We start from the raw sequence: 20,816 nt of genomic DNA, 5'->3' as shown, positions 1-20,816 counted from the left end.
CTGAAGTCTTCGTCTGTGGCCGACGGGTCGGTCGACGACCACCTTGCCGGTGCCGTCCGGACCGGTCGGTCCGCTCGGCACCCGGTCACTACAACGTTCCGGGCGGCCGAGGCGTTCCTTCGGTGTCGAACGACACTCCCGGCGGGGCTGTCCCCCCGCTCTCGGTCGGTTCGCACCAGCTTACGTGGCGGCGGTCACCGTTCTTCAACCGGTGAAGATCGGAGTGTTAACGGTCGCGGCGGCCCGGGTCGGCAACGGGGCGCTCAGGGGGTCGCGGGGGCGCCGCCGGACGTGCCGTTGCCGGGGGTCCCGCTCTGGGCGGCCGCGGCCGCGGCTCCGAAGGCGGCGTCGGGCGGGGGCGCGATCCCCAGGTGCGACCAGGCGAGCGGGGTGGCGACCCGGCCGCGGGGGGTGCGGGCCAGGAACCCGGAGCGGACCAGGAACGGCTCGGCGACCACCTCGACGGTCTCGGCCTCCTCCCCCACCGAGACGGCGAGGGTGGACAGGCCCACCGGGCCGCCGCGGAAGCGCTTGAGCAGCACGTCGAGGATGGCGCGGTCGAGGCGGTCCAAGCCCAGGGCGTCCACCTCGTACAGCTCCAGGGTGGCGCGGGCGGTCTCCAGGGACATGACGCCGTCGCCGCGCACCTCGGCGTAGTCGCGGACCCGGCGCAGCAGCCGGTTGGCGATGCGGGGCGTGCCGCGCGAGCGCCCGGCGATCTCGCGGGCGGCGTCCTCGGCCAGCGGGACGCCGAGCAGTCCGGCGGAGCGGTGCAGGATGCGCTCCAGCTCCTGGGCCGTGTAGAAGTCCATGTGGGCGGTGAACCCGAACCGGTCGCGCAGCGGGGCGGGCAGCATCCCCGCCCGGGTGGTGGCGCCGACCAGGGTGAACGGGGCGATCTCCAGGGGGATGGCGGTGGCGCCGGGGCCCTTGCCCACGACCACGTCGACCCGGAAGTCCTCCATGGCGACGTAGAGCATCTCCTCGGCGGGGCGGGCCATGCGGTGGATCTCGTCCAGGAACAGCACCTCGCCCTCCTGGAGTGTGGACAGCACGGCCGCCAGGTCCCCGGAGCGCTCGATGGCGGGGCCGGAGGTGATGCGCAGGGGCGCGCCCAGTTCGGCGGCGATGATCATGGCCAGGGTGGTCTTGCCCAGGCCGGGGCCGCCGGACATGAGGACGTGGTCGGGGGCGCGGTTGCGCTTGCGGGCGCTGTCCAGGACCAGGGAGAGCTGGTCGCGCACCCGCTCCTGGCCGACGAAGTCGTCGAGGGAGCGGGGGCGCAGCGCGCCCTCCAGCTGGTGCTCGTCGGCTCCGGCCTCGGGTGAGACCGCCTCGCGGGTGTAGGGGTCGACGGGTCCCGTCGGCCGGTCGTCGTGGTCGTGCACGGTGGGCCCTCCCAGGATGTGTCCGGTGGATGCTTTCGTGTGGTTCGGCGCTTGCGCCGAAGCGCGGCCCGGAATGATCCGCCGAACAGGCCCTAGGCGCGGCTGAGGGTGCGCAGGGCGCTGCGCAGCAGGACGGCGACGTCGGCGGTCTCCTCGGCCTCGGACGCCACGGCGGCGGCCGCGGCCTCGGCGTCCTTGGCGGACCAGCCGAGGTTGACCAGGCCGGAGACGACCTGGGTGCGCCAGGCGCCGTGGGCCCCGGTCCCGGCCGCGGCCGGGACGGGCGCCAGGGTGCCGTCGGTGAAGACGGGCGGGTCGATCTTGCCGCGCAGCTCCAGGACGATGCGCTGGGCGCCCTTCTTGCCGATGCCGGGGACCCGGGTGAGGGCGGCGGTGTCCTCGGCGGCGACGGCCTGGCGCAGGGCGTCGGGGCTGTGCACCGACAGCATGGCCAGGGCCAGCCGGGGTCCGACCCCGGACGCGGTCTGCACCTGCTCGAACAGGTGCTTCTCGTCGTCGTCGGCGAACCCGAAGAGGGTCAGGGACTCCTCGCGCACGACGAGGCTGGTGGCGACGGTGCCGGTCTCGCCGACGTGCAGGCGGGACAGGGCGCTGGGCGTGCACTGCACGGACATGCCGACCCCGCCGACGTCGATGACGGCGCTGCCCGCGCCGCGTGCGGCCACCCGGCCGGTGAGGAACGCGATCATGTCATGGGGGGCACCGGGTGCCCTTCTCCTTCCCTAGGGGCGGGCGCCGCGGGCGCGGCGGGCCAGTTCGACCTTGCGGGCGAAGTCCTGCTGGGCCTGGGCCACGCGGGCCTGGGCGCCGCCGCGCCAGATGTGGCAGATGGCCAGGGCGACGGCGTCGGCCGCGTCCGCGGGGCGGGGCGGGCCGTCGAGTCCGAGGATACGCGCGACCATGGTGCCGACCTGCGCCTTGTCGGCGCGGCCGTTGCCGGTGATGGCGGCCTTGGCCTCGCTGGGGGTGTGCAGGGCGACGGGCAGTCCGCGGCGGGCGGCGCAGACCAGGGCGATGCCGCTGGCCTGGGCGGTGCCCATGACGGTGCTGAGGTTGTGCTGGGCGAAGACCCGCTCGACGGCGACGGCGTCGGGGCGGATCTCGTCGAGCCAGCGCTCGATGCCGCGCTCGACGCCCAGCAGCCGCTGGGGCAGGTCCTCGTCGGGGCTGGTGCGGATCGCGTCGGCGCCGACCAGGCTCAGCGGGCGGCCGATGGCGCCCTCGACGGCGCCGACGCCGCACCGGGTGAGCCCCGGGTCGATCCCCAACACGCGCACGCGCCCCCGCCTTCCTCGAACGTCCGTTCGCACCATGCTAGTGCCGCGGGACGACACGCGTCCCGTGCGCGGCCCGGCGTGTCGCCGGGGCGTGCCGGTCGAGCGTACCGGTGCGCGGGGCCGGGGCGCGTTCAGGCGCCCGCGGGGCCCCACAGGTCGGCCAGGGCGGCGCGGCGCTCGGCGCGGGACAGGCCGCGCAGGTCGGCGGCGCCGCGCTCGGTGACCACGACCTCCACGTCCTGGGAGGGGGTGGTCACCGGCCGGGAGAGGCGTTCGACCAGGGTGGGCCGGCCGCGGTGGCGGGTGGGGACGGCGATGACGCTGAGGCCGCCGACGGAGCGGGTGGCCGCCGCCGCGTAGTCGGCGTGCCCGCCGATGCCGCCGAGCACGCCCCGGGCGGTGCCCTCGACGTTGACCTGGCCGTCGCGGTCGATCTCCACGGCGGTGTTGACGGCGACGAAGGGGCCGGCGGACAGGCGGCCGGGGTCCAGGACGTGCTCGACGGGGTGGAGCAGGGGGCGGCCGTCGGCCCAGGCGTGCAGGCGGGGGCCGCCGACGAGGTACATGCCGACGGGGTCGCCGAGCAGCAGTCCGCGCTCGTCGAGGTCGACGACGGCCTCGGGCAGGGGGCCGGAGTCGATGCGCACGGGGACGCGGAGCTCGGCGGCCAGGGCGGAGGGCACGGGGCCGAAGCCGAGCTGGAGCCGGGCGCCCTCGGGGACCAGGGGCGCCAGGTGGCGGGCGATGGCGGCCTGGTCCGGGCCGCTGAGCGAGGGGCGCAGGGTCCCGGCGGGGCGGTCGCTCCCGCCGACGATGACGACCCGGTCGGCGGGCAGCGGGGGGCCGGCGTCGGCGCGGGGCAGCTTCGGGGAGACCACTCCGGCGACGAGGGCGCCGGCGTCGACGGCGGTGCGCATCCAGCCGACCTCGCTGCCGAAGGCGTACCCGCCGGGGACGGGGACCAGCGAGGCGACGAGCAGGTCGGGGCGCCAGGGCCCGTGCAGCAGGGCGGGGACGGCGGACATGCGCACCGGCGGGTGGGCGATGAGGCCGCGGTCGACGTGGTCGCGCAGGCCCCAGCCGGGCATGACGGTGCGGGCGTCCGCGAAGGCGGCGGGGTCCAGGCCGGGGTCGGCCTCGGGGACCCACCCCAGGACGAGGCGCACCCCGCCGGCCCGCGCGGCGGCCGCGCACAGGTCGGCGGTGAGGCCGCGCGGTGCGCCGAAGCCGTCGCCCAGGGCGACGGTCGCGCCGGGTCCCACCAGGTCCGTCAGGCTCTGCACGCCGTGTCCCCTCTCGCCGGACCGACCGTACCGGAGGCGGGGGGTGGACTCCGGGGCGGGCCCGTGCTAAGTTCTCCTCAGATCGAGAAAAACTCACTCTGAGAAGAACTGGACGGGCCATGGTGGACGACGGAACGCGGGGCGAGGCGGACGAGCGGGAGTTCCTCGCCGCCTACGACCCGCACGCCTACGCCCCCGCGGCGGTCACCGTCGACGTCGTGGCGATGACGATCCGCGCCGGGGAGCCCCTGGTGCTGATGGTCCGCCGCGGCGCCAGCCCGCAGCGGGGCCGGTGGGCGCTGCCCGGCGGCTTCGTCCGGGCCCAGGACGGGCCCGGCGGGCCGGCCGACCCCGACCTGCCCGACGCGGCGCTGCGCGTCCTGGCCGAGAAGACCGCGCTGCCCGCGACCCTGCACCTGGAGCAGCTGGGCACCTACGGCGCCCGCGACCGCGACCCCCGCATGCGGGTGTTCTCCGTGGCGTACATGCTCCTGGCCCCCGACCTGCCCGACCCCGGGCCGGGGCGCGACACCGCGGAGGTCGCCTGGGTCCCCTGGCGCGACCTGGGCCACGGCGGCACCGCGCGGCACGAGCCCGCCTTCGACCACGCGGGCATCGTCGCCGACGCCGTCGAGCGGGCCCGCGCCAAGCTGGAGTACACCTCCCTGGCCACCGCGTTCCTGCCGCCCGTCTTCACCATCACCGACCTGCGCGCGGTCTACGAGGCGGTGTGGGACCGGCCCCTGCACGCCGCCAACTTCCACCGCAAGATCCTGGCCGCCCCCGGGTTCGTCGAGGACACCGGCGGGCTCGCCGACCGCGGCGGCTCCGGCGGCGGCCGCCGCCCGCGCCTGTACCGGGCGGGCGGCAGCGCCGCCCTGCACCCGCCGCTGCTGAGGAGCGCCCAGTGAACCCCGTCAAGGTCCCGGTGACCGCCGAGGAGGCGGCCCGCGCCGTCCTGACCGCCCGCGACCCCTCCGACCTGTTCGGCCCGCTCCCCGCCGACGGCACCGCCGTCCCGGCGGCGGCCACCGCGGCCCACCGCGGGCTCGCCCGGCTGCTGCACCCCGACACACCCGCCGGCGACGCCGGCCTGTTCACCCGGCTCACCGGGATGTGGACGCGGTACCGGGAGGCCGTCCAGGGCCGGATCGGGTTCGACGACCACGTGGTGGTCACGTCCTCCCGGAGCTACCACGTGGGGCCCTCGCCCCTGGCCTCGGGCAACGTCGCCGACCTGTACCCCGTCCGCTACCGGGACGGCGACTGGCGCGACGCCGTGCTCAAGGTGCCCCGGGCCCCGCGCGACAACGACCTCATGCAGGCCGAGGCCACCGCCCTGGGGCGGATCCGCGAGAAGGGGCCGCGCGAGGCGCGGGCGTTCTTCCCCCGGCTGCTGGAGTCGATCCGCCACCGCGACGCCGCGACCGGGGTCGAGCGCCGGGCCAACGCCCTGGACCGGCTGGAGGGCTTCCACAGCCTGGCCGACGTGCGCCGCGCCTACCCGGACGGCATCGACCCGCGCGACGCCGCGTGGATGTGGCGCCGCCTGCTGGTCGCGCTCGACGCGGCCTCCCGGGCCGGGGTGGTGCACGGGGCGGTGGTGCCCGAACACGTGCTGATCCACCCCGGGGAGCACGGCCTGGTCCTGGTCGACTGGTGCTACTCGGTCACGGCGCACGCCGCGCGCACCGCACCGCACATCCCCGCGATGGTCCCCCACCGCAAGGACTTCTACCCGCCCGAGGTGGCCGAGCGCCGCCCGGCCTCCGTGCGGACCGACATCTACATGGCGACCCGGTGCGTCGAGTACGTCACCGCCGGGCGCCTGCCCCGGGAACTGCGCTCGTTCGCCCGCGGCTGCACCCTGCCCGCGGCCAACCAGCGCCCCTCCGACGGGTTCACCCTGCTGATCGAACTCGACGAGGCCCTGGAGCGGCTCTACGGGCCGCGCCGGTTCCGCCCCTTCACCATGCCGGCCTGACACCCCGCCGGGACCCGGCCCCCGCGAAACCCCGACCCCCGCGAAACCGAGGAGAGAAGACAATGGGAAGCAGCCACTGGTCCACCGACGCCTACCACGCGCGCAAGGCCTACAACGCGTCCGCCGGCCGCAGCGACTTCGGCTACACCGACGACGTGCTCTCGTCCGTCCCCCGCTCCCAGTGGAAGGTCCACGAGAAGCTCGACCCCAAGGGCGTCGCCGCCCGCGAGAGCCGCGACTCCGACGAGCACCCCGAGTCCCTGGCGATCTCGGTGCTGTTCGACGTCACCGGCTCGATGGGCCGCGTCCCCCGCGTCCTGCAGACCAAGCTGCCCTCGCTGTTCGGCCTGCTGCTGCGCAAGGGCTACGTCGAGCACCCGCAGATCCTGTTCGGCGGCATCGGCGACGCCACCTGCGACCGGGCCCCGCTCCAGGTCGGCCAGTTCGAGTCCGGCAACGAGCTGGAGGAGGACCTCGACAAGATCCTGCTGGAGGGCGGGGGCGGCGGCCAGGTCACCGAGTCCTACGAGCTGGCCATGTACTTCATGGCCCGGCACACCGCCATGGACTGCCTGGACAAGCGGGGCCGCAAGGGCTACCTGTTCCTCATCGGCGACGAGCGGGCCTACGGCAAGGTCAAGGCCCGCGAGGTGCGCGAGGTGATCGGCGACGACCTCACGGAGGACATCCCCTTCCCGCAGATCCTCGCCGAGCTGCGGAGCAGGTTCGAGGTGTACTTCATCATGCCGAGCGGCAGCAGCCACTTCACCAACGACACCGTGCGGTCCTTCTGGGACGGCCACATGGGCCAGAACGTCATCTACCTGGACGACCTGGCCGCGGTGTCGGAGACCATCGCGGTGACCGTCGGCCTGGCCGAGGAGGCGGTCGGCCTGGAGGAGGGGCTCTCCGACCTCGCCGAGGCCGGGTCCGACGCGGCCGACGTGGTCGGCAGGGCGCTCGCCCCGCTGGCCGGGCCGCGCGGCTCGGTCGTGCGCTCGGGCGGGCTGCCCGGCGCCGACGCCGCCGCCCCGGGGACGGACCGGCTGTGAGCGGCCTCCCCTGGGCCGACACCTCCGCCGTCGTCGTCGACCTCGGGTTCGGCGACGCCGGCAAGGGGGTCACGGTCGACCTGCTGTGCGCACGCCGGCGCTACGGCGCCGTCGTGCGCGCCAACGGGGGCGCCCAGGCCGCCCACAACGTGGTGGCGCCGGACGGGCGCCACCACACGTTCTCCCAGTTCGGCGCGGGGACGCTGGCCCCGGGCGGCCCGGTGCCCACGCACCTGTCCCGGCTGATGGTGGTGGACCCCTTCGCCCTGGCCGCCGAGGGCGCCCACCTGGAGTCCCTCGGGGTGGCGGACCCGTTCGCCCTGGTCACCGCGGACGCGCGGGCGCTCATCGCCACCCCCTGGCACCAGGAGGCCAACCGCGTCCGCGAGACGGCCCGGGGCCGCGACCGCCACGGGTCGTGCGGGATGGGCGTGGGCGAGGCGACGGCCTACGCCCTGGCCCGCCCCGGTGACGCGCCGACGGTCGGCGACTGCCTGCGGCCGGCGGTGCTGCGCCGCAAGCTGCACCGGCTGGCCGACCACCTGGAGGCCCTGTGCCGGGAGCTGGGCGCGGACGCCGGCGGCGGACCGGACGTGGAGGAGTGCGCGGCGGCCTACGGTGCGTTCGCCCGGCGCATCGGCATCGTGGACGAGGCGTACCTGCCCGGCCTGCTGTCCCGCTCCCCCGTCGTGTTCGAGGGCGCCCAGGGGGTGCTGCTGGACGAGTGGCACGGCTTCCACCCGCACACCACCTGGTCCACCACGACCACCGCGAACCCGCTGGCGCTGCTGGCCGAGGCGGGTGCCGGCGCCCGCCGGATCGGGGTGGTGCGCACCTACACCACCCGGCACGGGGCGGGGCCCCTGCCCACCGAGGACCCGGGGCTGGCGGCCGTGCTGCCCGAGCGGCACAACGGGACCCACCCCTGGCAGGGGGCGTTCCGCACCGGCCACCTGGACCTGGCCGCCCACCGGTACGCGCTGGCCGCCACCGGCGGGGTGGACTCCCTGGTGGTGACCCACGCCGACACCGCCGCCGCGGCGGGCGGGCGGCTGCGCCGGTGCACGGGGTACACCGACCCCGCGGGGCGCCCGCTGGAGATCGCCCCGGGCGACGCCCCCGCGCCGAGCCACCCGCTCCACCCCTCGCCCGCCCCGCTCGACGCGCGGGCCCAGGCCCACCTGCGCCGCCAGGCCGCGCTGGCGGACGCCCTGGCGACCGCCCGGCCCGTCCTCGCCGACGGCCCCACCCCGCCCGAGGCGATCGCCGAGGCCCTGGGAACCCCGCTGGAGGCGGTGTTCTCCGGCCCCACCCGGGCCGACGCGCGGATCACCGCCCCGGCCTGATTGTCCGGAGCGGACAGAACGGCCACCATGGATTGGCGGGTACGGACAAGGCCTCCGGTCCGGACAGGGGCCATGGTGGGGGCCGACGACGGTCGGGAAGGGGTCGGGGGCAGATGGCGGACACGGGGCGCGCGGTCGAGCACGTGCTGGTGGTGGGGGCCGGGGTGGTGGGGCTCTCCACCGCCTGGTTCCTCCAGGAGCGCGGCGTGCGGGTCACGGTCGTGGACCGGGAGGGGCCCGGCGCCGGCGCCTCGTGGGGCAACGCCGGATGGGTCTCCCCCGGCCTGGCGATCCCGCTGAACGAACCCGGCGTGCTGCTCCAGGGACCGCGCTCCCTGGTGGACCCGGACGCCCCGCTGTCGATCCCCCCGTCGGCCTCCCCCGCCCTGTGGGCGTTCCTGGCCCGGTTCGCGGCGCACTGCCGGTGGCCCTCCTGGGAGCGGGCCGTCGGCGCGAACCTGCCGCTGAACACCGCGTGCCTGGAGGCGTTCGACGAGCTGGAGCGGGCCGGCGTGGCCACGACGGCCGCCGCCGCACCGGTCACGGCCCTGTTCCGCTCCCCGCGGGCGGCCGTCGCCCTGCTGGGCGAACTCGACCGGATCGGGCGCCTGGGCCTGGAGGTGGAGCACACCGCGCTGTCCGGGGAGGACGCGCGCGCCCTCGTGCCGCAGGCGGCCGGGACGATCCGCGCCGCGGTGCGGATGGCCGGGCAGCGCCACGTCGACCCCGGCGCCCTGGTCGCGGGGCTGGCCGCGTCGGTGCGCGAGCGCGGGGGCGCGGTCCGCGGCGGCTTCGAGGCCGCCTCCGTGCACCGCTCCGGCTCCACGGTCACGGTGGTCTCCACCGACGACGAGCCCATGCGCGCGGACGCCGCCGTGGTGTGCGCCGGCGCCTGGTCCGACCGGCTGCTGCGGCCCCTTGGCGTGCGGGTCCCGGTGCGGGCGGGCCGCGGGTACTCCTTCACCGTGCCCGTCGACGCGCCGGTGGCCGGGCCGGTCTACCTGCCCGAGGCCCGGGTGGCGTGCACGCCCTACCGGGGCGCGCTGCGGGTGGCCGGGACCATGGAGTTCCGGGAGCCCGACGACGCGCCGCGGCCCCGGCGGATCGAGGCGATCGTGCGCTCGGCCCGCCCGTACCTGAGCGGGGTGCGCTGGTCGGAGCGGACCGGGGCGTGGGTGGGGCCGCGCCCGGTCAGCCCGGACGGGATGCCGCTGGTGGGGGCCACCCGCCTGCCGGGCGTGTACGCCGCCGGGGGCCACGGCATGTGGGGGCTGACCCACGGCCCCGTCACCGGCCGCCTGCTGGCCGAGCGGATCGTCACGGGGAGGACCCCGGCCGCGCTGGCGGCCCTCGACCCGCTGCGCTGAGAAGACCCTGGTCCGGGGCCGGGACGCCGTTGGTCGGCGTCCCGGTCCCGTCCGTATGCGCGGGGCCGCGCCACGCGCCCCGCACGAGTCCGAGGAATCCGAGGGAAAGTCATGAGTGCGCTGTCGGCGCCGCCGGTGCTCCCGGCCAGGCCGGTCCACCGTTCGGCGGCCGGGGAGATCGCCGTGCGCGCGTGGTGCGCGGCCGCCCTGGAACGGGAGCCCCTGCTCCGCTCGTCCCGGGTGTCGGCCGCGGGCCGGGCCACCGGGGTCCACGTGCTGCCGGGCGGTCCGGGGACGCCGGTCCTGCTGCTGTCCGGGGAGCTGCTGGGGACCGCCAACCTGGTCGCCGCGGCGCGCGTGCTGGGCGGGGACCGGCGGGTGCTCTCGGCCGACCTGCCGGGGCTGCCGGGCACCAGTGACGCGGCGCGCGTCCCGCGCCCGGGCGCCCTGGGCGCCTGGCTGGACGACCTGTTACCCCGGGTGAGCGATACCCCGGTGATCGTGCTGGGCCACGGGACGGGCGCGCTCGCCGCGCTGACGGCGGCGCCCTCCCCGCTGGTGGCCGCCCTGGTCCTGGTCGGGCCGGCGGGCCTGGCCGCCCCCGTGCCCGACCTCGGGCGGACCCGCGCCTCCTGGGCCTGGCGGCTGTCCCCCGGCGCTCGGAACGCCGCCCGCCTGCTGGACTCCCTGGGCGTGCCGCCGGAGCGGGCCGGGCACCACCCGCTGGCGGTGTGGACGGCCCTGGTCGGACGGCACTGCCGCGCCGAGCCCGTGTCCGGGCTGCTGCGCGGCGAGGAGTTCCGGGACTGGTCGGGGACCCCGGTGGCCGTGGCGGCCGGGGAGCACGACCGGGTGTTCACCCCGGCGCTGCTGAGCGGCCCGGCGCGCCGCCTGCTGGGGACCGGGGTGCGCGTCCTGCCGGGCGCCGGGCACCTCGCGCTCCACGACGCCCCCGGGGCGGTCCGCGACCTGCTGCGGGAGGTCGACCCGCGCCGTTGACGGGCGGGAGCGGGTCCGGAGTCTAGGGTGGCGTCGTGACGACTTCACTCACCGATCCCCGCGTCCGCGACTTCCTGGGCACCGGCACCCGCACCGGCAAGCTGGCCTACACCGCCTCCGACGGCAGGCCGCTGGTGGTGCCGGTGTGGTTCATCGTCGAGGAGGGGGAGATCGTGTTCAACACCGGCGCCTCCACGGCCAAGGGCCGCGCGCTGGACCGCGACCCCCGGGTGTCGCTCTGCGTGGACCTGGAGGAGCCCCCGTACGGGTTCGTGCAGGTCCAGGGCGAGGCCGTGGTCTCGCAGGACCCCGGCGAGCTGCTGCGCACCGCGACCGCGATCGCCGCCCGCTACGTGGGCCCGGACCGGGCACAGGAGTACGGCCGCCGCAACGGCGTGCCCGGGGAGCTGGTGGTGCGCGTCCGCCCGACCAGGGTCATCGCCGGGTTCGACATGACCGGCTGACCGGCCCCGGGCCGCCGCGCGGGTCAGACTCCCCGGGCGCGGCGCAGGGCGGACAGGTCGTCGCCGATGCGGAACACCACGATGAGGAGTTCCAGCACTACCCGGGTGACCAGCACCGCGGCGGCGCCGCCGACGAGGGTCCCGAAGAGGCCCAGCACGCCGGCGAGGGCGCTGTGGGTCATGGTGCTGAACGCGCCGATGATCCCGGTCAGCGTCGAGATGCCGATGAACACCAGCCACAGGATGTAGAGGACCTTGACCATCCGGGAGGTGAGGAACTCCCGGAAGGTGAAGTCGAAGAGGATCCCGAAGAACCCGGGGGCGGCCGGGGCCGCGGGTGGCGGCGCCTGGTACCCGGGCGGGACCTGGCCCCCGGTCGGGTACTGCTGCTGGGCGTAGGGCTGCTGGGCCTGCTGCTGCCCGTACTGGGAGGGGTCCGCCCCGTACTGCTGGGACGGGTCCCCGTACTGCGAGGCCTCGCCGCCGTACTGCTGGGACGGATCGCCGTACTGCGGGGCCTCGCCGCCGTACGGGCGGGAGGGGTCGCCGCCGTACTGCGACGGGTCGTAGGGCTGCTCCGGAGGAGTGGTCATCAGGGGTCCTCACTAGGGGGTGGCGGATCGGCCCGGCGCGCTCGGCGGCGCGGCGGGCACTGCGTACTGTACCGAGCGCGGCCCCCGCGCCGGGGGTGCGCCGGGACACGTCCCCGTGAACGCCGGTGGCCGCACTCCCGGGCGGGGGTGCGGCCACCGGCGTTGCGACGGTCCGTCTCAGCCGAGGTCGGCCATGACCTCGTCGGGGATGTCGGCGTTGGTGAACACGTTCTGCACGTCGTCGGAGTCCTCCAGGACGTCCACCACGCGCAGGACCTTCTTGGCGGTCTCGGCGTCCACCGGGACCTCCATGGTCGGCAGGAAGCTGGACTCGGCCGACTCGTAGTCGATGCCCGCCTCCTGGAGCGCGGTGCGCACCGGGACGAGGTCGGTGGCCTCACAGACGATCTCGAAGGCCTCCCCGAGGTCCTCGACCTCCTCGGCCCCGGCGTCCAGGACCGCGAGGGTGACGTCGTCCTCGGTGGTGCCGTCCTTGGGCACGATCACGACGCCCTTGCGGTTGAACAGGTACGACACCGATCCGGCGTCGGCCATGTTGCCGCCGTTGCGGGTGACCGCCACGCGCACCTCGGAGGCGGCGCGGTTGCGGTTGTCGGTGAGGCACTCCACGAGCAGGGCGACACCGCCGGGGGCGTAGCCCTCGTACATGATGGTCTGCCACTCGGCGCCGCCGGCCTCCTCGCCGGAGCCGCGCTTGCGGGCGCGCTCGATGTTGTCGAGCGGGACCGAGTTCTTGCGGGCCTTCTGGATGGCGTCGTAGAGCGTGGGGTTCCCGTCGGGGTCACCGCCACCGGTCCGCGCGGCCACCTCGATGTTCTTGATCAGCTTGGCGAAGAGCTTGCCGCGCTTGGCATCGATGACGGCTTTCTTGTGCTTGGTCGTGGCCCACTTGGAGTGGCCGCTCATGCGTGTCCTTTCACGATGTCGACGAAGAGGCGGTGGACGCGCACGTCGCCGGTGAGTTCTGGGTGGAAGGACGTGGCCATCAGGACGCCCTGTCGTACGGCGACGATCCTACCGGCCTCACCGGGGCGGGAGACGGTACCGAGGACCGTGACGCCGGGTCCGACGTCCTCCACCCACGGCGCCCGGATGAACACGGCGTCGAAGGGCCTGCCGTCCAGGCCGTCGAGGCGCACGTCCGCCTCGAACGACTCCGTCTGGCGGCCGAAGGCGTTGCGGCGCACCGTCATGTCGATCCCGCCGATCGTCTCCTGGTCGGCGGTGCCCCCCAGGATACGGTCGGCCAGCATGATCATCCCCGCGCACGTGCCGTAGGCGGGCATCCCCGCGCGGACGCGCTTGCGCAGCGGTTCCAGCAGCCCGTACCGGGCGGCCAGCTTGGACATGGTGGTGGACTCGCCGCCGGGGACCACCAGGGCGTCGACGGTGTCGAGCCGGTCGGGCGAGAGGACCTCGACGGTGCGGACGCCGAGGGCGTCGAGGACGCGCCGGTGCTCGGCGACGTCCCCCTGCAGGGCCAGGACGCCGATGGCGGGGCTTGGGGTCACGTGCGGCCTCACTCTGTGCTTGCGGTCTTGTCCCCGACGTGGTGCGACTTCGCCCGACCCTGGTCCTCACAGGGGCGGCGACCCGCTGATCAGCGGGTTCCCCCCGTTCGAACGATCCGGCGCTTTCACACCACTCGGCGGGACACCCCCGTGCTCGCCGGCGGCCCGGGGCGTCGGTGCCGTCCGGGCCGGGGCGGGGCGGACCCGGGCGGCCGCGCCGTCCGGGTCCGGGTCCGCCCGGGTGCGGGGCGGCTACCAGCCGCGCCCGGCGTAGCGCTGGGAGTCGGAGAGGTCCTCCAGGTTGATGCCGACCATGGCCTCGCCCAGGCCCCGCGAGACGCGGGCGATGACGGCCGGGTCCTCGTAGTGGAGGGTGGCCTGCACGATGGCGTCGGCGCGCTTGGCCGGGTCCCCGGACTTGAAGATGCCCGAGCCGACGAACACGCTCTCCGCGCCGAGCTGGCGCATGAGCGCGGCGTCGGCGGGGGTGGCCACGCCGCCCGCGGAGAACAGCGGGACGGGCAGCCTGCCCAGGCCGGCGACCTCCTTGACGACGTCGTAGGGGGCGCGCAGCTCCTTGGCGGCACCGAACAGCTCGGCCTCGTCCAGGGTGCCCAGGCGCTTGATCGCCGAGCGGATGGAGCGCATGTGGCGGGTGGCCTCGACGACGTTCCCGGTCCCGGCCTCGCCCTTGGAGCGGATCATGGCCGCGCCCTCGGCGATGCGGCGCAGGGCCTCGCCGAGCTCGGTGGCGCCGCAGACGAACGGCACCGTGAAGGCCCACTTGTCGATGTGGTGGGCCTCGTCGGCGGGGGTGAGGACCTCGGACTCGTCGATGAAGTCGACGCCCAGGCTCTGGAGGACCTGCGCCTCGACGAAGTGCCCGATCCGGACCTTGGCCATGACCGGGATCGAGACGGCCCCGATGATCCCGTCGATCATGTCGGGGTCGGACATGCGGGCCACCCCGCCGTCCCTGCGGATGTCGGCGGGGACGCGCTCCAGCGCCATGACCGCGACGGCGCCGGCGTCCTCGGCGATCTTGGCCTGCTCGGGCGTGACGACGTCCATGATGACGCCGTTCTTGAGCTGCTCGGCCATGCCGCGCTTGACGCGCTGGGTACCGACCGCGTTGTCGGGGGTGGATGCGTTGTCAGCCACGGTGGTGGACTCCCGTCCCATCAGGTGTTTCCAGGGGATTGGTCGGGCCCGGTACGGCGGCCGGCGCTCGCGCGCGGGGGCGCTGACGCCTCGGCGCCGCGCACCCCGGGTCTCCCGGGCCACCATGGTAGTTCCTCCCCCTCCGGGGGGCTTTGGCCAGATAGGCGTTATCCGGGGCCGGTGTCTTACATGGTGTCGGGTGCGGGCACCGGGGCCGGCCGTTCCGGGGGGAGGTCGTCGATCTCGAAGAACTCGGGCAGCGGCGCCCCGCCGGACAGGCGGAACAGCCGGACGACCCGGGAGCGGCGGGCCCGGCGGGTGTCGGAGACGGCGTCGTTGTAGAACACGCGGGCGAGGTGGACGCCCCGGGCGGCGGAGGCCGCGGCGGGCAGCAGCCCGGCGGCGCCGGCCGCGCGCAGCGCGGCGGGGTCGGCCAGGGCCCGGCGCAGGGCGCGGGACAGGGCGCTCTCCGCCGTCTCGCCCCCGAGTCCGTCGGGTCCGGCGGGCCCGGCCGCCGCGGCGGCCGCGGCCAGCGCCCGGCCGTGCCCGCCCCCCAGGGCGCGGGACAGGCGGACAGCGGTCTCCCGGCGCCGGTCCAGGGCGGTGCGCAGCCCGGCCCGGGACCGGTCCACCCGCTGGTGGAGCCGGTGCAGCCGGGAGGCGCGCCAGGAGAGGTACAGGCCGCAGGCGAGCGCGGCGGCGAGCGCCCCGACCACCACGAGAACCGCCAGGACCTGCTCGTTCACCGTCCGCACCCCCCGGTCACCAGGCTACGGACCGCACGCGTTTCAGCGGGTGCGGACACGCGTCCCGGCCCCGTGGAGGACCGTCTCGTAGACGTGCACGATGTCGGCGGCCACGGTGTCCCAGTCGTAGGCGAGCACGGCCCGGCGGGCGGCCCGGGACAGGGCGGCCCGGCGGGCGGGGTCGTCGAGCAGCGCGGCGGCGCGGCGGGCCAGGTCGGCGGCGTCCCCGGTGGTGAACAGCTCCCCCGCGGCGCCGCCGCCCAGGACGGCGGAGAACGCGGGGATGTCGCTGGCCAGGATCGCGGCGCCGGCCGCCATGGCCTCGGTCAGGACGATGCCGAAGCTCTCCCCTCCCAGGTTGGGGGCGCAGAAGAGGTCGGCGGAGTGGTAGGCGCGGACCTTGTCGGCGTCGTCGAGGCGGCCGGTGAGGACGACGCGCCCGCGCAGGCCGGCGGGGAGCGCGGCCAGGGCGGGGCCGGGGTCGCCGGGCCCGGCGACCAGCAGGCGCAGTCCGGGCCGGTGCGGGGCGAGCAGGGCGAACGCCTCCAGCAGCACGGCCAGCCCCTTGCGGGGTTCGTCCAGGCGCCCGAGGAACCCGAGGGACCCGCCCCCGCCGGGGAACCCGGGCAGCGGCGGCGCCGCGGCGAACCGGCGGACGGCGACCCCGTTGGGGATGAGCACGGCGTCGCCGCCGACGTGCTCGACCAGGGTGCGGCGGGCCGCCTCGGAGACGGCGATGCGGGCGTGGACCTTCTCCAGGGCCGAGCGCAGCGCGTGCGATCCGGCGGCCATCGCCCGCGAGCGCGGGTTGGCGGTGTGGAAGGTCCCCACCAGCGGCCCCTCCGCGGCCCAGCAGGCGAGCAGGGAGACGCTGGGGGCGGCGGGCTCGTGGATGTGCAGGACGTCGAAGTCGCCGCGGGCGATCCACCGGCGCACCCGGGCGGCCGTGCGCGGCCCGAAGCTGAGGCGTGCCACGGACCCGTTGTAGGGCACGGGCACGGGGCGCCCGGCGGGGACCAGGTGGTCGGGCAGGTCGGCGGTCCCGTCCCCGACCGGGGCGAGGACGGAGACCTCGTGGCCGCGCGCGATGAGGGCGTCGGCGAGGTCGCCGACGTGCTGCTGCACCCCGCCGGGGACGTCCCAGGAGTAGGGGCAGACCAGGCCGATCCGCATACCCATGTCCTACCCGGCCCGCACGCCGGCGCGGTCCGCGGTGCCGAGGGCCTCCAGGGCGGCGGCGGTCTCGCGCCGGGCGCGGCGGGCGCGGTCCTCCTCGAAGTCGCGCTCGAAGAACGGCTGGAGCATGTGCCAGTCCTCGGGGTGCTCGGCGATGGCGCCCTCGAAGACCCGGACCAGGTCCTGGGTGGTGCGCCGGATCCGCTCGGAGCGCCGGGCGCCGTCGGCGACGGGGACCTCGTCGTGGATGCGGATGTTCCAGCGGGGGCCGTCGTACCAGAGGGAGACGGGCAGCAGGGCGGCGCCGGTGTTCATCGCCAGGGCGGCCGGCCCGGTGGGGACGCGGGCGGTCTCCCCGAACAGCTCGACCTCCACCCCGGTGCCGTTGATGTCGCGGTCGGCGAGCAGGCACACCAGCCCTCCGCCGCGCAGGCGGCGGGCCAGGGCGGCGACGGTGTTGGCCGACCCCCCGGTCAGCGGCAGCACCTCCATGCCCAGGGACTCGCGGTGGGCGGTGAAGCGCCGGTACAGGCTCTCCGGGCGCACCCGCTGGGCGACGGTGGTGAGGGGGATGCCGCGCAGGGTGATCCACGCCCCGGCGTGGTCCCAGTTGCCCATGTGGGGCAGGGCCACGACGGCCCCGCGCCCGTCGGCGATGGCCTTCTCCAGGGTCTCGGTGCCGCTCGCGCGGGTGTCGCCCAGGATGCGCTCGGGCGGCATGGCCGACAGCCGGAACATCTCGTAGAAGTAGCGCATGTAGGAGCGCATCCCGGCGCGGGACAAAGCGCGCAGCTGGGCGTCGGTGGCCTGCGGGCCGACCAGGCGCCGCAGGTTGCGCTCCAGGCCGCGGGTGCCCTCGTCGCGGGTCCGCCAGGAGCGGTCGGCGAGCCGGCGGAAGACCGCCCGCCCCGCGCCCTCGGGGGCGCGGCCCACGGCCGCCCATGCCGCCGCGTAGGCCGCCGCGGCCACCCGTTCGTCCACGTCGTGCCCTCTTCTTCCGGATGTCTAGCGCTGGTTGCCGGGGGCGGGTTCGGCGCTGCCGCCGGGGTCGTCGGAGTACCCCTGTCCGGGGTCCCCGTCCCCGGCCGGCTCCCGGCCCTGCTCCCGCTTCTGAGCGTAGTCGGCCTCGTTGAGCCGGGCACGGGTCTCCAGCAGGCGTTGGAGGATGGTGATCAGGCTCATCCCCGCCAGCACCCACAGGCCGCCGGCCAGGACGTAGGGGACGCCGAACTCGCCGAGGGCCACCGACACCAGGATGACGATGAGGCGTTCGGTGCGCTCGGCCACGCCGACGTCGCAGTTGACCCCGAGCCCCTCGGCGCGGGCCTTGATGTAGGACACCATGAACCCGCTGATGAGGCAGAACAGGGTGAGCCCGGCGAGCAGCGGGTCGTCGCCGCCGTCGATGAACCACCACAGCAGGCCCGCCAGGATGGCCGCGTCCGCGATGCGGTCGAGGGTGGAGTCGAGGAAGGCCCCGAAGGCGGTCTCGGCTCCCTGGGCCCGGGCGACGGCGCCGTCGAGCATGTCGAAGAGCACGAAGACCGTGATGACGACGGAGCCCGCGTACAGCTCGCCGCGCGGATAGAAGTAGAGGGCACCGGCCACGACGCCGACGGCGCCGATGAGGGTGACGATGTTGGGTGTCAGGCCGATCCGGGCCAGGCTGCGGCCGAGCGGAGCGGTGATCCTGGAGACCAAGGGGCGAAGGATTCTCAGCATGTCGTCTAGTGCACCTCCCCCGGCGGACGCCGCGGGATTTCCTGGCGCACGCGACCGCCCCGCCGGCCGACGGGCCCGCGGTCCGTGCGCGATCGGCGCCAGCCGGGTCGGCACCGGCCCGGATGTCTGGGGTTCTGGGAGGTACCGCGCGTGCGCGCACGGGGCGCGCCACGGCCTTGATCCTAACAGTCGGGTGCGGCGATCCGCCGCCGTCCGCGCGGTGCCGCAAGGGTCGAACGCTCGGGGGCCGGCCGGGGTTCCCGCCCGGGGCCGGACCCGCCCGGCGGGCCGCCGGTCAGTCGGCGGGCCAGTGCCGGGCGAGCGCGTCCCGGGTCTGCTCCAGCATCTCGGGGAGCACCTTCGTGTGCCCGATGACCGGCATGAAGTTGGTGTCGCCGCCCCAGCGGGGGACGATGTGCTGGTGCAGGTGGGCGGCGATGCCCGCCCCGGCGGCGGCGCCCAGGTTCATGCCCACGTTGAACGCCTGGGGGCGGGAGGCGGCGGTGAGCGCCCGGATGCCCGCCTGGGTGAGGGCGGCGACCTCCGCGGTCTCGCGCAGGTTGAGGGCGGTGTACTCCGACACGTGGCGGTAGGGGCACACCAGCAGGTGCCCGGAGTTGTAGGGGTACAGGTTGAGGACCGCGTAGGCGGTCTCGCCGCGGTGCACGACCAGGCCTTGCGCGTCGTCCAGGCCGGGGGCGCGGCAGAAGGGGCAGCCGTCCTCGGGGCGCGAGCCGGTGGGCTTGTTCTCGCCCTGGATGTAGGCCATCCGGTGCGGGGTCCACAGCCTGTCCCAGCCGTCGGGCTCCCCGGTGCCCGCACCGGGGGCGCCGCCCCGCTCCTCGTCTCCGCCGGCCTGCGTCATCGCCGCCCTCTCCGCTCCGTCGTGCCCTGTCGCGGCTCCAGCATAGGAGCGCCGGGCGGCCCCGCCGCCCAGGTCCGCCCCCGGGGCGCGGCGGGCCGCGGGCGGGAGCGGCCCTTCAGAGGCCGAGCAGGGTGCGCAGGTGGCGGGGCGGCGGGGAGCCGTGCGCCAGCATCGCGTCGTGGCGCTCGCGCTCGGACAGGCCCGGGCGGGCGGCGGCCAGGTCGCGGGCGATGTCGGAGACCTCGGCGCTCCCCACGTAGTAGGTGGACAGCTGGGCGCTGGTGAGCAGGGCCCGGCGCCACTTCCCGGCGGCCTCGCCCTCCTCCTGGTGACCGCGCCCGACGAGCAGCGCCATCGCCTCGGCCTCGGTGAGGTCGCCGGTGTGCAGGCGCACGTCCAGGATGGCGTTGAGGATCATCCGCAGCCGCATCTTGAGCCGCACCAGCCGCAGCACCGCGTTGTCGCCGGGGTCCTCGGACCAGCCGCGGCGGGCCAGCAGCTCCTCGGCGTAGACCGCCCAGCCCTCGACGAAGGGGCCGCTCCACAGCACCCGGCCCACCCGGGTGCCGCCCCGGTGGCGGGCGGCGTGGGCGAGCTGGAGGGCGTGGCCGGGCACGGCCTCGTGGACCATGAGGTCGCGCAGCATCCCGGCGTTGTACTCGCGGAAGAACGACCGCCTGCGCTCCGCGGGCCACTGCTCCGGCGGCGGGGACACCGCGACGAGGGTGGGGCCGTGCTCCGCTCGGGGGTCGAGCGGGCCGGGCGGCTCGCAGTAGGCGACGGCGATCCCGCGCCGCGACTCCGGCATGGGGATGACCCGGACCGGGTCGTCGTACACGGTGACCAGGTCGAGTTCGCGGACCCGGCGGTCCAGGTGCGCCAGCGCCTCCTCGCACAGGGGCCGCACGGTGTCGGGGCCGGTGGCGTTCTCCTCGGCCACGCGCGCCAGCGCCTGGGCGGCGAGTCCGGGGGCCGCCGGGCGGCCGAGGTAGGCGGCGGACTCCTCGGCCAGGGCCTCCTCGGTGGCGATGAGGTCGCTCTCGGCGCGCACCAGCAGCGCCTCGGGGGACAGCTCGGAGTCGAGGGTGTACCACAGGCGCGCGGCGAAGACCCGCTCGCCCAGGCGCGGGTCGGCGGTGGCGCCCTCCAGCCGGCCGCCGAGCCACTCCCCGTACTCCTCCACGGCCGACAGGGCGGCCTCCAGGGCGTTCTCCAGGTCGGCCGGGGCCGCCTCGGGGTCCCGGGCGGCCAGGGCGGGCACGTCGTCGGAGAGCAGGGTGCGGGCGCCCTCCAGCCGGGCCAGGGCGGTCTCCACGTGCACCCGGGACATGCCGGGGCCCGACCCGAGCCGCTCGCGGGCCACCGCCAGGTACCCGGGCAGGGCGGAGCAGCGGGCGGCCAGCGCGGCCAGCCGGTCGGGGACGGGGAGCAGGTCGTGCTCCACCAGCGGGTACACGGCGTCGCCCGGGGAGTACTCCAGGGGGTCGTGGGAGAGGGGGCGCAGCTCGGCGGTGTGCCACAGCTCGGAGCCGACCCGGGCGCGCAGGACCTCCAGGTCCACCCGGTCGCCCGGGGGCAGCAGTTCGTCGTCGATGTCGTCGAGCGAGCCCAGGGCGTCGGTGAGCAGGCGGGCGCGGCGCGCGTCGGCCTCCTCCGAGCGGTCGGTGAGGCGGTCCGCTCCGCGCGGATCGCCCAGGTCCAGGGCCCACTCCGGGTCCTCGTCGAGGAGGGCGTCGAGCACGCGCTCGGCGACCCCGCGGAAACGGCCGGTCATCTCGTTCGGCTCGGGGTGGGAGGAAGAACTCATCCGGCCATGATGCCAGGCAGCACGGAAGCCCGG

Annotated in this window: 21 protein-coding genes; 7 read left to right on the top strand and 14 right to left on the bottom strand. The window is 76.1% G+C overall.

Annotation, left to right across the window (positions count from 1 at the left end):
* Positions 1–263: 263 nt before the first annotated feature.
* The 4 genes from ruvB to BUE45_RS06245 form a co-directional block, all read right to left on the bottom strand.
* Positions 264–1,388 (bottom strand): Holliday junction branch migration DNA helicase RuvB, encoded by a 1,125-nt coding sequence (ruvB, locus tag BUE45_RS06260; RefSeq protein WP_073376236.1) that lies wholly within the window; start codon positions 1,386–1,388, stop codon positions 264–266.
* Positions 1,389–1,480: 92 nt separating this feature from the next.
* The gene (ruvA, locus tag BUE45_RS06255; RefSeq protein WP_073376234.1) at positions 1,481–2,098 is read right to left on the bottom strand and encodes a Holliday junction branch migration protein RuvA; all 618 of its coding nucleotides are present in this window, start codon (positions 2,096–2,098) and stop codon (positions 1,481–1,483) included.
* A gap of 33 nt (positions 2,099–2,131) precedes the next feature.
* Entirely contained in the window at positions 2,132–2,686 is a 555-nt protein-coding gene (gene ruvC / locus BUE45_RS06250; protein ID WP_073376232.1) for a crossover junction endodeoxyribonuclease RuvC, read from the bottom strand.
* A 131-nt stretch (positions 2,687–2,817) separates the two neighbouring features.
* On the bottom strand, positions 2,818–3,969 hold the full coding sequence (locus BUE45_RS06245) for an acetyl-CoA hydrolase/transferase C-terminal domain-containing protein (RefSeq protein ID WP_073376230.1): 1,152 nt from the start codon (positions 3,967–3,969) through the stop codon (positions 2,818–2,820).
* A 119-nt stretch (positions 3,970–4,088) separates the two neighbouring features.
* On the opposite strand from BUE45_RS06245, the gene BUE45_RS06240 reads away from it, so the two are divergent.
* The 7 genes from BUE45_RS06240 to BUE45_RS06210 all read left to right on the top strand — a co-directional run bounded on the left by BUE45_RS06240 (position 4,089) and on the right by BUE45_RS06210 (position 11,181).
* Positions 4,089–4,880 carry an NUDIX hydrolase gene (locus tag BUE45_RS06240; protein WP_073376228.1) on the top strand — a complete coding sequence of 264 codons (792 nt, stop codon included), beginning with the start codon at positions 4,089–4,091 and terminating at the stop codon, positions 4,878–4,880.
* Positions 4,877–5,953, top strand: coding sequence for a serine/threonine-protein kinase (locus BUE45_RS06235; protein WP_143173278.1), 1,077 nt, complete (start codon positions 4,877–4,879; stop codon positions 5,951–5,953). Before BUE45_RS06240 ends, BUE45_RS06235 begins: the two co-directional genes overlap by 4 nt.
* 62 nt (positions 5,954–6,015) lie before the next feature.
* Positions 6,016–7,005: a hypothetical protein gene (locus tag BUE45_RS06230; RefSeq protein WP_073376226.1), complete on the top strand. Its 990-nt coding sequence runs from the start codon at positions 6,016–6,018 to the stop codon at positions 7,003–7,005.
* The gene (locus BUE45_RS06225) at positions 7,002–8,351 is read left to right on the top strand and encodes an adenylosuccinate synthetase (RefSeq protein WP_073376224.1); all 1,350 of its coding nucleotides are present in this window, start codon (positions 7,002–7,004) and stop codon (positions 8,349–8,351) included. The genes BUE45_RS06230 and BUE45_RS06225 overlap by 4 nt, the downstream gene beginning before the upstream one ends.
* Before the next feature lie 113 nt (positions 8,352–8,464).
* Positions 8,465–9,718: an NAD(P)/FAD-dependent oxidoreductase gene (locus BUE45_RS06220; protein ID WP_073376222.1), complete on the top strand. Its 1,254-nt coding sequence runs from the start codon at positions 8,465–8,467 to the stop codon at positions 9,716–9,718.
* Between the two features lie 111 nt (positions 9,719–9,829).
* Complete coding sequence (locus BUE45_RS06215) at positions 9,830–10,717, top strand: alpha/beta fold hydrolase (protein ID WP_073376220.1); 888 nt, start codon at positions 9,830–9,832, stop codon at positions 10,715–10,717.
* A 35-nt stretch (positions 10,718–10,752) separates the two neighbouring features.
* Entirely contained in the window at positions 10,753–11,181 is a 429-nt protein-coding gene (locus BUE45_RS06210) for a PPOX class F420-dependent oxidoreductase (protein WP_073376218.1), read from the top strand.
* 23 nt (positions 11,182–11,204) lie between these two features.
* Here the strand turns inward: BUE45_RS06210 and BUE45_RS06205 are convergent, their stop codons facing one another.
* The 10 genes from BUE45_RS06205 to BUE45_RS06160 all read right to left on the bottom strand — a co-directional run bounded on the left by BUE45_RS06205 (position 11,205) and on the right by BUE45_RS06160 (position 20,750).
* Positions 11,205–11,774: a DUF4282 domain-containing protein gene (locus BUE45_RS06205; protein ID WP_073376216.1), complete on the bottom strand. Its 570-nt coding sequence runs from the start codon at positions 11,772–11,774 to the stop codon at positions 11,205–11,207.
* Between the two features lie 177 nt (positions 11,775–11,951).
* On the bottom strand, positions 11,952–12,701 hold the full coding sequence (locus BUE45_RS06200; RefSeq protein WP_073376214.1) for a YebC/PmpR family DNA-binding transcriptional regulator: 750 nt from the start codon (positions 12,699–12,701) through the stop codon (positions 11,952–11,954).
* On the bottom strand, positions 12,698–13,306 hold the full coding sequence (pdxT, locus tag BUE45_RS06195) for a pyridoxal 5'-phosphate synthase glutaminase subunit PdxT (RefSeq protein ID WP_073376212.1): 609 nt from the start codon (positions 13,304–13,306) through the stop codon (positions 12,698–12,700). The genes BUE45_RS06200 and pdxT overlap by 4 nt, the downstream gene beginning before the upstream one ends.
* Before the next feature lie 252 nt (positions 13,307–13,558).
* On the bottom strand, positions 13,559–14,467 hold the full coding sequence (gene pdxS, locus BUE45_RS06190; RefSeq protein WP_073376479.1) for a pyridoxal 5'-phosphate synthase lyase subunit PdxS: 909 nt from the start codon (positions 14,465–14,467) through the stop codon (positions 13,559–13,561).
* Between the two features lie 185 nt (positions 14,468–14,652).
* A complete protein-coding gene (locus BUE45_RS06185; protein ID WP_245832839.1) occupies positions 14,653–15,213 on the bottom strand; it encodes a hypothetical protein in 561 nt (186 codons plus the stop codon).
* Positions 15,214–15,255: 42 nt separating this feature from the next.
* The gene (locus BUE45_RS06180) at positions 15,256–16,392 is read right to left on the bottom strand and encodes a glycosyltransferase family 4 protein (protein WP_073376209.1); all 1,137 of its coding nucleotides are present in this window, start codon (positions 16,390–16,392) and stop codon (positions 15,256–15,258) included.
* A gap of 3 nt (positions 16,393–16,395) precedes the next feature.
* Entirely contained in the window at positions 16,396–17,370 is a 975-nt protein-coding gene (locus tag BUE45_RS06175; protein WP_073376207.1) for a phosphatidylinositol mannoside acyltransferase, read from the bottom strand.
* 24 nt (positions 17,371–17,394) lie between these two features.
* Positions 17,395–18,090 (bottom strand): phosphatidylinositol phosphate synthase, encoded by a 696-nt coding sequence (gene pgsA / locus BUE45_RS06170; RefSeq protein ID WP_084736979.1) that lies wholly within the window; start codon positions 18,088–18,090, stop codon positions 17,395–17,397.
* A 316-nt stretch (positions 18,091–18,406) separates the two neighbouring features.
* On the bottom strand, positions 18,407–18,976 hold the full coding sequence (locus tag BUE45_RS06165; protein WP_073376205.1) for an HIT family protein: 570 nt from the start codon (positions 18,974–18,976) through the stop codon (positions 18,407–18,409).
* Positions 18,977–19,091: 115 nt separating this feature from the next.
* Positions 19,092–20,750: a DUF885 domain-containing protein gene (locus tag BUE45_RS06160; RefSeq protein WP_073376203.1), complete on the bottom strand. Its 1,659-nt coding sequence runs from the start codon at positions 20,748–20,750 to the stop codon at positions 19,092–19,094.
* Positions 20,751–20,816 lie beyond the last annotated feature (66 nt).

The organism is Nocardiopsis flavescens, from assembly GCF_900141985.1.
Taxonomy (GTDB): Bacteria; Actinomycetota; Actinomycetes; order Streptosporangiales; family Streptosporangiaceae; genus Nocardiopsis; species Nocardiopsis flavescens.
Note: the sequence above shows the minus strand (reverse complement) of the source record. Positions and strands in the feature narration are given on the sequence as shown.

Bases quoted from the DNA above. Each gene is read 5' to 3' on its own strand.
- ruvA (WP_073376234.1), bottom strand. From the start codon at position 2,098: ATGATCGCGTTCCTCACCGGCCGGGTGGCCGCACGCGGCGCGGGCAGC.
- BUE45_RS06240 (WP_073376228.1), top strand. From the start codon at position 4,089: ATGGTGGACGACGGAACGCGGGGCGAGGCGGACGAGCGGGAGTTCCTC.
- BUE45_RS06230 (WP_073376226.1), top strand. From the start codon at position 6,016: ATGGGAAGCAGCCACTGGTCCACCGACGCCTACCACGCGCGCAAGGCC.
- BUE45_RS06220 (WP_073376222.1), top strand. From the start codon at position 8,465: ATGGCGGACACGGGGCGCGCGGTCGAGCACGTGCTGGTGGTGGGGGCC.
- BUE45_RS06215 (WP_073376220.1), top strand. From the start codon at position 9,830: ATGAGTGCGCTGTCGGCGCCGCCGGTGCTCCCGGCCAGGCCGGTCCAC.
- BUE45_RS06205 (WP_073376216.1), bottom strand. From the start codon at position 11,774: ATGACCACTCCTCCGGAGCAGCCCTACGACCCGTCGCAGTACGGCGGC.
- BUE45_RS06200 (WP_073376214.1), bottom strand. From the start codon at position 12,701: ATGAGCGGCCACTCCAAGTGGGCCACGACCAAGCACAAGAAAGCCGTC.
- BUE45_RS06180 (WP_073376209.1), bottom strand. From the start codon at position 16,392: ATGGGTATGCGGATCGGCCTGGTCTGCCCCTACTCCTGGGACGTCCCC.
- BUE45_RS06165 (WP_073376205.1), bottom strand. From the start codon at position 18,976: ATGACGCAGGCCGGCGGAGACGAGGAGCGGGGCGGCGCCCCCGGTGCG.
- BUE45_RS06160 (WP_073376203.1), bottom strand. From the start codon at position 20,750: ATGACCGGCCGTTTCCGCGGGGTCGCCGAGCGCGTGCTCGACGCCCTC.